Origin of the sequence: Halomonas sp. 3D7M, from assembly GCF_014897885.1 — a bacterium.
GTDB lineage: Bacteria > Pseudomonadota > Gammaproteobacteria > Pseudomonadales > Halomonadaceae > Vreelandella.
Map to the genome: position 1 here is coordinate 7,133 of NZ_JABUZF010000190.1, position 6,432 is coordinate 13,564.

The window sequence follows — 6,432 nt, forward strand, 5'->3', positions numbered from 1 at the left end:
CGCTCTATCATCAAAGGGCGTGCCGCTGTCGAGGAAAACTGAGCCAGAAGGTACGTACGCACTTGCCAAAAGCCCCGTGTTGTCCAAAACATGGGGCTTTTTTATTTCGTGAACATGTGTTGCTGGCGGGTTGTCAATATGGCCAGCTTTTAAAATAAATGATTATGATTGGCATTAGCACTATTGACTCCGTGCTACCCCCTTTGGATACTCTCCCGGCCTTTCAAAAGAAAACCACGAAGCGAGCAGGGTAGGTTTATGTATTTCAAGGGGTCTTCAACATGATTGATAGCCGTAGCACAGCCCGGCACAACGCAAATTGGTTACGGTGGCAGCAGGCCACTACCGCCATTCTGTGCGGCACGACGCTGGTGACTATTCCCATGATCGGGAATGCGCAGGAGACAGGCGAAGGCGTTGACGATAATGAGGGCTATCGCCTTGCTCCTATTATCGTCAACGCCCAGGCCTACGCTGATGATGATGCCAATTCGATAGTGGCTCAGGAGCTATGGGTCGGCGGTAAGGTGGCTACCAGTATCCTCGATACCCCCGCCTCCGTGTCGGTCGTCACTGAGAAGGAGATCGAGCAGCGTAACGCTTCTACTACCGAGGAAGTGCTGCAATATACGCCAGGCGTTCTCACCGATTATTACGGCACCGATGATCGTAACGACTACTTTAAAATTCGCGGATTCCAGGCGACCACCTACCGTGATGGACTGACGCTAGGCTCAATGCGCGGTGTTCGTGAGGAACCCTATGCCTACGAGCGCGTTGAGGTGTTGCGTGGCGCCAACTCCACCCTGTTTGGCCCGGCGGATCCGGGCGGTTCGGTCAACTTCGTGAGCAAACGGCCACGCTTTGAGCGTTTTGGAGAGGGCTATCTCTCCTACGGTTCATTTGATGCAAAAGAGGCCGGTGTTGATGTGGGTGACACGCTGAACGCTGACGAGACAGTGGCCTACCGCTTTACCGGCACCATCCGGGACAGCGATCGCGAATACGATAACTCCAAAGATAACAATGGTTTCCTGATGGGAGGCCTGACCTGGGAGCCGACGGCGTACACTTCGGCAAGCGTTATCTTCGATTACCTGAAACGTGACGACACCCCTAATAGCGGCGGTTATCCGCTTGATCGGGAGTACGACCGCAGCGAGTTCTTTGGCGAGCCCGGCTTTAACTATCATGACGTCGAGCGTACCAGTCTCACCGGGCAGTTCACTCATGATTTCAACAACGGGCTGACGCTGCGGGGGAATCTACGCTACAGCGACCTGACCGACGACTTCGGTTACGTTTATATCACTGACTCTGCGTCGCGCGTTGGCAGCGTGGTAGATCGCGACTACTTTGGTACCGACAACGAAGCCCAGGAGTTGATCGGCAACGCTATCCTGCAATACGACGCCCGCTTTGATCAGGTCGATAGCAGCACGCTCGTGGGTATCGAGTATCGTGATGCCTCAACCGAAGACCGTTCGTTTTACGGCGATGCGACCTCCATTGATATCGCAAATCCCGCCTTTAGCGGTGCCCCAAGTAGCCTGAATGTCTATAGCCGCAACAAGCAGGACTTCACCACCGAGTCGGTTTTCCTGACACAGAATTTGTCCTTCTATGACCGCTTCATCGTGACAGCGGGCGTGCGCAATGACTCTCTGGATATCACCAGCACCAACATGGCCGGTGACACCGATTCCGACGACTACTCGGAAACCTCCTTTCGCGGTGCTCTGACTTATCGCGTCACCGACGAAATTTCTACCTATGTCAGCATGGTGGAGTCGGTCGCACCGCCCACGATTGGCGTCGATCCCGAACGGGGCGAGCAGTACGAAATTGGTGCGAAATATTCTCCCTTTGGTACGAATGCGCTGTTTTCGGCGGCCATCTATGATCTGACCAGGGATGACGTCACCATCTCGGTTGTACAGGACAATGGCGTTATCGAGCGGGAAACCGTGGGTGAGTCCCGCGTACGGGGGCTTGATTTGGAAGCCAAGGCTGAGTTGACCGATAGCTTTAGCGTAGCCGGTGGTTACTCCTATATGGAGTCGGAAGTGGTGCGCGACAGCAACGCCTCCAGAGAAGGTAACGAGTTCACCGCGGCACCTAAACATACGGCGTCACTGTGGGGCTACTATACCTTGCCACGCCAGGATATGAGTGTTGGCCTCGGCGCCCGTTATGTTGGCTCCTACTACTTTGATACAGCCAATACGTCAAAGAGCAGTGCAGCAACGCTCTTCGACGCGGCCTTCAGCTACCAGCTCACCAAAGACGCTGACCTAGCCGTTAATGTTAGTAACTTGCTCGACGAGCAACACGTGGTTGGTTCAAGCACGGCTGATTACTATAATCCGGGGCGTGAAATCAGCGCGAAAGTGAGCTATCGCTGGTGATGTGATTTCGTCTATATCCCAGCAATCGCAAAATGCCCCGACTTGGTTCGGGGCGTTTTGGTATCGGGCCAGCTCCCAGCGTGGCATAGAGTTCGAGCAGTTGTTACATCTGCTTAGACGTACTCCGTCAATCAAGGCTTGGTATTATCGTGGGCAGGCTTTAATGCGATCTCTTAAATGACCCCTAATGTTAGAAAAGGCTGGCTGTAATGAATATTGATCTTTACCAGGTAGATGCGTTTGCCTCTAAGCCGTTTGAAGGCAACCCTGCGGCGGTTTGCCCGCTGGAAACGTGGTTGGATGATGCGTTGTTGCAGGCAATCGCCACGGAGAACAACCTCTCTGAAACCGCCTTCTTTGTGCCGACCGAGTCTGGCTATCACCTGCGCTGGTTTACCCCTTCAGTGGAAGTGGATTTGTGTGGTCATGCCACGCTGGCGGCGGCGTGGGTGATCTTTAATGTGCTGGGCGATAGCGCTGAAACACTGCAGTTCGAGGCCCGCAGTGGGCAGCTTTTAGTGCAGCGTGACGGCGACGAACTGGCGATGGATTTTCCCGCAAAGGTAGTCGAACCCTTGGCGATGGAAGCTGAGGTAAAGGCAGCGCTAGGGCTTCGTCAGATCGAAGAGTTGCTGAGATCTGACGATATCGTGGTAGTGGTTAACGATGCGCAGTTGATTGAATCGCTAACGCCGGATATGCAGCAATTGAAGCACCTTCCAGGGCGCGGCATTGTCGTTACTGCGAAAGGCAGCGATGTAGACTTTGTCTCCCGTTGGTTCGGCCCCAAAGTCGGTGTGGAAGAAGACCCCGTTACTGGCTCGGCGCATACTTCGCTTGCGCCTTACTGGGCGAAAAAACTGGGTAAACGGCAGCTTACTGCACGCCAGGGTGGAGCCCGCAAAGGTGCGCTGAGCTGCGAGATAGAAGGCGACCGCGTGATTATCAAAGGCCGCGTTGCGCCTTACTTGAAAGGGGGGATTACGCTGCCCAACTGCTAGGCCGCTTATCGCGCCGTTTCTCTTGTTTAATCCATCCAATGCCAGGGCGGTTCGTCCAACCATCCCTGGCCTAGGATAACGGTTTCGCCAAATTCTTTATTCAGAGCAATCGCGTTACAGGCAGCCTCTTTTTCCAAAGTGGCCACCAAGCGTGGCGCGTGGGAGACCACCCACACTTGGGTTTCCTGCGATGCGCGAATAATCAGGCGTCCTAGGGCAGGCAGCAGATCCGGATGCAAACTGGTTTCCGGTTCGTTTAACACTAATAGGGAGGGCGGACGAGGGGTAAGCAGCGCCGCCACCAGCAGTAGATAGCGAAGCGTTCCGTCGGATAATTCCGACTGGTTTAACGGGCGCAGCAGCCCATCCTGAAGAAATTGTAATAGGAAGCGATTACCGGCGTCGGCTGCAAAGTTGATGGTTGCACCGGGAAAGGCGTCTTCAATCGCCTCGTACAACGCTTCTCTGTCGCCAATCTCGTGGATGGTTCGTAATGCGGCCACTAGGCTGTGGCCATCGTGATCCAGCACCGGGGTGCGAGTACCAATCTGGGGTGTGCGGATAATAGATTGCGAATCGGTTCGGAACTGGTCATAGAAGCGCCAACTACGAATGGCTTGCCGGACCGCATGAACCTCAGGCACGGCGATCGGGTCACTGATTTCGTTCAAAATGCTTTCGTAGCTATTGAGATGGGCGTCGTAAACCTGCCATTTGCGGCCAACACGCACTTTCACCACTGGTCCGACTCGGTCGATCAGGCAACTGCTGGGGCGGCAGACGTCGCCAGCCCAGATACACTCGCGCTTTATCTCGGGGTCGAACTGAAACATGGAAGGGTCCCCGTAGCCCGCAAACCCCTGCGGCGCGGGCATTCCCAGCGAAATGGCGTAACCAAAGTCTTCACCCACAAATCCCAGCCTAAGCCGGGGATTGTTTCTCTTGGCGGAGCCTTCTATGGGCGCAGTGCCATCTTTCATGCTTTTGGTGAGTTTTTCCGGGCCAGCCCAGAAGGTGTAATCAAGCCCGCCTTCCTGGGCAATCGATGAGATCAAATTGCCTTTAGCTGTCTCTGCCAGTAGCCGCAGCGATTTATATAGGTTGGATTTTCCACACCCATTGGGTCCGGTAACCACATTGAGACCTGTTAGGGGGGAGACAACGTTTTTCAGACTGCGATAGTTGGATACGGCAAAGGCGTTAATCATAGGCGCTGAGATCCGCGATAAAAAGTTTATCTGGCTGTCTTTTCCGGAGGGGGCAGCATACGCAGACAAGCATCTGCAACTTGGTGTGCAAAGCGTGCACGGTCGTTAGCCTTGGCTGCAATGATATCGTCTGTGGCGCCATGCACCCCTGAATAAATAACCAGAGCCACTACCCTTGGTTGCTCCACTCGCCAGGTGCCCGCCAATTGTCCACCTTCAATGATGTCTAGCAGTTGATCAAGAAGGGCGTTCCTGGCTTGGTTAGAACGATCATGATGGTGATGGTTGGTGTAGACGATGTCGTGCGTTCGGTATGTTTGTGCATACACGTCGACGCTGACTTCAATCCATGTTCTCAATCGCTGCAGCCAATCGTGGTCTGGGCAGGCATCCAGGGCTTTCTGGAGGCGCGCTAGAAAGTCAGCCGTGTACCGTTCACCCAACGCAACCAGCATGTCGTTCTTGGATGAGAAGTAGTGATAGAACGTGCCTTTGGCAACTTGGGCTTCCTTAACAATTTCGTTGATTGTTGTGGCTTCAACGCCTTTGGCCAGGAAGAGCTTTTCGGCGGCAGTCATCAGCTCATTTAGGCGAATTTCAGCCGGTTTGGTTCTTGGCGCTTTAGCTGCCTGCGGCGTTGGCTTCGTTGTCTTATGATCCATTATGTCGATTTTTAACTCTTGGTTGGCTTCAACATCCCTTAGAAAATACGGCCTAGTTTAGGCGAGCTAAGGCTCAGAGCATAGGCGATCGATACAGTATAATGTATTGACCGACGGTCGGTCAGTTTGTATGCTTAAGCAAAGAGCACGCAATTTTCTATCTCACCGTAAGGAACTGTCATGCAGCCTTCTCGCCGCTACGGCGCATTGTGCGCTGTTTGTCTTGGAAGCTTTATTGCCACACTTGATATCAGCATCGTCAACGTGGCACTCCCTACCATGCAGACGGCATTACGCACCGATATCGTAGGGCTGCAGTGGGTAGTCAACGCTTATGCGATCTGCCTATCTGGGTTCATGCTGTCTGCGGGTCCAATAGCGGATAGGTATGGTCAAAAGCGCGCTTGGCTCAGTGGTGTCATCCTGTTCACACTGGGCTCGGCAGTGTGCGGCTGGGCGCCGTCATTGCCGGTGTTGCTGGTGGGTAGGGCCATCCAGGGAACTGCAGGCGCTTTCCTGATCTGTGGTGCTATGCCTATTCTTACCTCTGCTTTTCCCAATCCAAAGGAGCGTTCGCACGTAATCGGTGCTTGGTCAGCCTCCAACGCCTTGGCGCTAATCCTGGGGCCGTTATGCGGGGGGCTATTGCTGCATCATTTTGGCTGGCAGAGCATTTTTTTGATTAATCTTCCTCTGGGTATATTGGTCGTGGTGCTAGGCATGTACGGCATTAAAGAGCGTAAGTATCCCGAACACGCTGCACGTGATCCGTTGGGTCAAGTTCTCAGTGTGGTAGCCCTGGGTGCATTGGCGTTTGGCATGATTGAGGCAGGCGAAAATATCAAAATGGGGGGCATTGCATTGATGGTCGCCGCGATCAGCTTTGTACTGTTCGCGGTGGTAGAAAGTCGAGTAGAGCGGCCTTTACTGCCGATAGCCCTTCTGCAGGAGCGCGCTTTCTTAGTGGCGAATTTTGCCTCGTTCATATTGGGATTCTCTTACTACAGCAGCCTGTTCTTTTTCTCGATTTTTCTCCAGCAAATTCAGCATTGGTCGCCTGTTGAGGCTGGCTGGCGCATGATGCCGCAATTTGTCATGACGCTGTGCGTTTCTCTGCTATTCGGAAGATTAAATAAGCTGATTCCTCTACGGC

At 53.7% G+C, this 6,432-nt stretch carries 5 protein-coding genes; 3 read left to right on the forward strand and 2 right to left on the reverse strand.

Going from position 1 to position 6,432, the window contains the following annotated elements:
- The first annotated feature begins 281 nt into the window (after positions 1–281).
- Together INT22_RS10795 and INT22_RS10800 are read left to right on the forward strand one after the other, a co-directional pair.
- Positions 282–2,408 carry a TonB-dependent siderophore receptor gene (locus INT22_RS10795; protein WP_193068216.1) on the forward strand — a complete coding sequence of 709 codons (2,127 nt, stop codon included), beginning with the start codon at positions 282–284 and terminating at the stop codon, positions 2,406–2,408.
- A gap of 209 nt (positions 2,409–2,617) precedes the next feature.
- Positions 2,618–3,409: a PhzF family phenazine biosynthesis protein gene (locus tag INT22_RS10800; protein ID WP_193068217.1), complete on the forward strand. Its 792-nt coding sequence runs from the start codon at positions 2,618–2,620 to the stop codon at positions 3,407–3,409.
- A 26-nt stretch (positions 3,410–3,435) separates the two neighbouring features.
- Here the strand turns inward: INT22_RS10800 and INT22_RS10805 are convergent, their stop codons facing one another.
- Together INT22_RS10805 and INT22_RS10810 are read right to left on the reverse strand one after the other, a co-directional pair.
- Positions 3,436–4,617: an AAA family ATPase gene (locus INT22_RS10805; protein WP_193068218.1), complete on the reverse strand. Its 1,182-nt coding sequence runs from the start codon at positions 4,615–4,617 to the stop codon at positions 3,436–3,438.
- A 26-nt stretch (positions 4,618–4,643) separates the two neighbouring features.
- On the reverse strand, positions 4,644–5,279 hold the full coding sequence (locus INT22_RS10810) for a TetR/AcrR family transcriptional regulator (protein ID WP_193068219.1): 636 nt from the start codon (positions 5,277–5,279) through the stop codon (positions 4,644–4,646).
- A 180-nt stretch (positions 5,280–5,459) separates the two neighbouring features.
- Between INT22_RS10810 and INT22_RS10815 the strand changes: the two genes are divergently transcribed.
- A partial coding sequence (locus INT22_RS10815; protein WP_193068220.1) for an MFS transporter occupies positions 5,460–6,432 on the forward strand: 973 nt, incomplete at its 3' end.